We start from the raw sequence: 3600 nt of genomic DNA on the forward strand, positions 1-3600 counted from the left end.
CGCGTCGCCGAGCAAGCCGGCAAAGCTGATGCGCAGCAGCAGCGAGCGCCGCTGGTCGCCATCCAGCTCGATCTTCAGCCCGGACTCGCCAGCATAGGTCGTGGCCTGCAGCAGCAGGTGGTCCAGCGCCTGCTGCAGCATCGCCCGGTCCATCAGGCCCTGGGTGTCGCCCAGCACTTCGAAGGCTGGCAGCTGGCTCAGCAAGCCATTGCCCTGGGCCGTCTCCAGCCGCTCCTGCGTCAGCGCGGCCAGGTCCGTCATGACGGGGCTGGGGCGCAGCTCGGCGCTGGGCAGCTGGGCCAGGTTCACCAGGTGGTCGACCTGCCGGCTCAGCATCGCGGTCGCGGCCTTGATGCGGGCACCAGCCGAACCGGGGCCCGGCTTGTCGGAGCGCAGCAGCAGCTCGGCATTCAGCGCCAGCGCGGCCAGCGGCGCGCGGATGTCGTGCGACAGCGCCGACAGCATGGTCGAGTTGAGCCGCGTCAGCCGCTGCAGTTCCGCCATGTTCTCGGCCAGCGTGGCCTTCTGGCGGTGCAGGTCGGCGAAGATCGCCACCTTGCTGCGCAGCACCCGGCCGTCGAAGGGCTTGTAGAGGAAGTCCACCGCGCCGGCCTCGTAGCCGCGGAAGCTGCGTTGCTCCTCCATCGAGCCCGCGGTCAGGAAGATGATGGGCACGTGGCGGGTGCGTTCGGCCCCGCGCATCAGCTCGGCCAGCGCATAGCCGTCCATGCCCGGCATCTGCACGTCCAGCAGCGCCAGCGCCACGTCGTGCTGCAGCAGCAGCTCCAGCGCAGCATCGGCCGAGTCGGCGGTTAGCACGTGCCAGTCGTCTGCGGCGAGCAGCGCGCGCATCGCCAGCAGGTTCTGCGGCACGTCGTCGACGACCAGGATGTTCAAAGGTTTGGCAGCCATCATCTCTCTCCCCCCGTCTGGGCCTGGCCCAGGGCATCACACATCATTTTCAGGCTCATCACCTGGTCTGCGCCGGCCAGGTCCAGCGCGGCCCGCGGCATCGTCGGGACCACGGCCTCGGCCGGATCCTGCACCCAAAGCCGGCCGCCGTGCGCGCGCACAGCCAAAGCACCGGCCGCACCGTCGGCACTGGCGCCTGTCAACACGATGGCCAGCAGGCCAGCACCGTACTCGTGCGCCGCGCTCTCGAACAGCGGGTCGATCGCCGGTCGCGACCACAGCACCGCATCGTCGACCGACAGCGCAGCCACCGGCCCATCCGGCCCCGGATCGACCAGCAGGTGGTAGTCGGCCGGTGCCAGCAACACCCGGCCCGGCTTCAGCGGCTGGCCGGCCCATGCGTCTTCGACCGGCAGCGCGCAGCGCCTGGCCAGCAGCGCCGCGGGTGAAAGTTTGCCTTCCGGCTGAGGCGCCCGGTGCAACACCACCAGCACCGGCGCCGGGAAATCGGCAGGCAAGGCTGCCGTCAGCGCCAGCAGCGCTTCGACGCCGCCGGCCGAGGCGCCGATCACCACCGCCTTGAGCGACAGGTCAGGCCAGTTCATGGACATGCTCCTTGGCTCACAGGCGTTGGTAGAGCCGAACGTCCGGCTGCGGGTGGAACGGCTGGAACAGGTGCGCATGGGCGCCGAACTGCAGCGACTCGCGGCTGCCCAGCCCGAGGAAACCGCGCCGCACCAGCGCCTCGCGAAACAGGCCGACCGCGCGGTCCTGCAGGTCGCGGTTGAAATAGATCAGCACGTTGCGGCAGGACACCAGGTGCACCTCGGAGAACACCGCGTCGGTCGACAGGCTGTGATCGGCGAACACCACCTGGCGCTTCAGCGCCCGGTCGAACATCACGCCCTCGTACGCGGCGGTGCAGTAGTCGCTCAGCGAGGCCTTGCCGCCGGCCGCCAGGTAGTTGCGGCTGAACAGCGGCATGCGCTCGCGCGGGTAGATCCCGGCCTCGGCGCGCTGCAGGGCCACCGGGTTGATGTCGGTCGCGTAGAGGATGCAGCGCTCCAGCAGCCCCTCCTCGTGCAGCAGGATGGCCAGCGACCACAGCTCTTCGCCATGGCTGCAGCCGGCCACCCACAGCTTCAGCGACGGATAGGTGCGCAGCTCCGGCACCACCTCCTCGCGCAGCACCCGGAAGTAGGCCGGGTCACGGAACATCTCGCTGACCTGGATGGTCAGGAACTGCAGCAGCTGAGAGAAGGCATCCGGCTCGCGCAGCACCCTGTCCTGCAGTTGCGACAGCCGCTCGCAGCGCATGGCCTGCAGCGCCTGGTGCAGGCGACGCCGCAACGAGCTGGGTGCGTAGTGGCGAAAGTCGTGCTGGTAGCGCAGGAACACGGCTTCGAGCAGCAGCTTGATCTCGATGTCGAACAAGGCATCCGCCTGGGCCACGGCGTCACTGCGCTCGCGCTGCGCAGCGTCGGCACTGCCCGCGGCCGACACCGCAGCCGCCGGCAGCTCCGGCGAAGAAACAGGGCGGCGCGGGCGTGTCATTTGGGCATCCAGACGCGGCACAGCGAAACCAGCCGGTCAACGTCGATCGGCTTGGCCAGGTAGTCGTTGGCACCGGCCTCCAGGCACTGCTGGCGGTCGTCGGCCATGGCCTTGGCGGTCAGCGCGATGATGGGCAGGTCGGCGCCATCGGGCCGGGCGCGGATCCGCCGCATCGCCTCCAGCCCGTCCATCTCCGGCATCATGATGTCCATCAGCACCAGGTCCACCGGCGGCTGGCGGTCCAGCCGTTCCAGCGCCTCGCGGCCGTTGCGGGCGATCTGCAGCTGCACGCCCAGCGGCTCCAGCACGCTGCTGAGCGCGAAGATGTTGCGCACGTCGTCTTCGGCCAGCAGGATCTGCCGGCCTTCCAGCACCGCGTCGCGGCTGCGCGCGGCCTGCAGCAGGCGCTGCTGCTCGCCCGGCAGCGCCGCCTCCACGCTGTGCAGGAACAGCGTCACCTCGTCCAGCAGCCGCTCGGGCGAACGTGCGCCCTTGACGATGATGGAGCGCGAATAGCGGCGCAGCAGCGTTTCCTCGTCGCGGCTCAGCGCCCGGCCGGTGTAGACGATGACCGGCGGAAAGCCTTCGCGCTCGCCGCGCGCCATGCGCTCCAGCAGGTCGAAGCCGCTGCCGTCGGGCAGTGCCAGGTCGGTCACCATGCAGTCGAAGGTGGTCGCGCCCAGCGCGGTCAGCGCGTCGGCCACCGTGCCCACGGTCGTGATCTCGACCTGCGGCGCGGCCAGCAGCAGTTGCAGGTTCTGCCGCAGCGCCACATCGTCTTCCACCACCAGCACCCGGCGCAACGGATGGTCCAGCCGGTGCCGCAGCCGCTCGATGGCCTCGACCAGGTGCTCGCGCAGCGCCGGCTTCACCAGGTGGCCGATGGCGCCCATGGTCATGGCCGCGTGGCTGCGCTCCAGGCCCGAAACCACGTGCACCGGAATGTGCCGGGTGCCGGGGTCGCGCTTGAGCCGCTCCAGCACCGACAGGCCGGACACATCAGGCAGCCCCACGTCCAGCAGCACGCCGCTGGGCCGCAGCTCGCGCGCCAGCGTCAGCGCCTGCTCGCCGGTGTTGGCCACCACGCAGTCGAAGCCCAGTTCCTCGACCAGCGTGCGCAGCGTGGCGGCAAAG

General features: G+C 70.2%; 4 protein-coding genes. All 4 read right to left on the minus strand.

What is annotated here, in order from left to right; genetic code table 11:
- A partial coding sequence (locus FKP22_RS24170) for an ATP-binding response regulator (protein ID WP_170201055.1) occupies nucleotides 1–912 on the minus strand: 912 nt, incomplete at its 3' end.
- Nucleotides 912–1517, minus strand: coding sequence for a chemotaxis protein CheB (locus FKP22_RS24175; protein ID WP_141290218.1), 606 nt, complete (start codon nucleotides 1515–1517; stop codon nucleotides 912–914). The genes FKP22_RS24175 and FKP22_RS24170, both read right to left, overlap by 1 nt.
- Nucleotides 1518–1533: 16 nt before the next feature.
- Nucleotides 1534–2466 (minus strand): CheR family methyltransferase, encoded by a 933-nt coding sequence (locus FKP22_RS24180; protein WP_141290219.1) that lies wholly within the window; start codon nucleotides 2464–2466, stop codon nucleotides 1534–1536.
- Nucleotides 2463–3600, minus strand: a 1138-nt coding sequence (locus tag FKP22_RS24185) for a response regulator (RefSeq protein ID WP_141290220.1), incomplete at its 5' end; no start/stop codon positions are given. The genes FKP22_RS24185 and FKP22_RS24180, both read right to left, overlap by 4 nt.

It is taken from the genome of Ideonella azotifigens, from assembly GCF_006519715.1.
Taxonomy (GTDB): Bacteria; Pseudomonadota; Gammaproteobacteria; order Burkholderiales; family Burkholderiaceae_C; genus Ideonella; species Ideonella azotifigens.

Excerpts from the sequence above, each read along its gene's own strand:
- FKP22_RS24175 (WP_141290218.1), bottom strand. The coding sequence starts at position 1,517 with ATGAACTGGCCTGACCTGTCGCTCAAGGCGGTGGTGATCGGCGCCTCG.
- FKP22_RS24180 (WP_141290219.1), bottom strand. The coding sequence starts at position 2,466 with ATGACACGCCCGCGCCGCCCTGTTTCTTCGCCGGAGCTGCCGGCGGCT.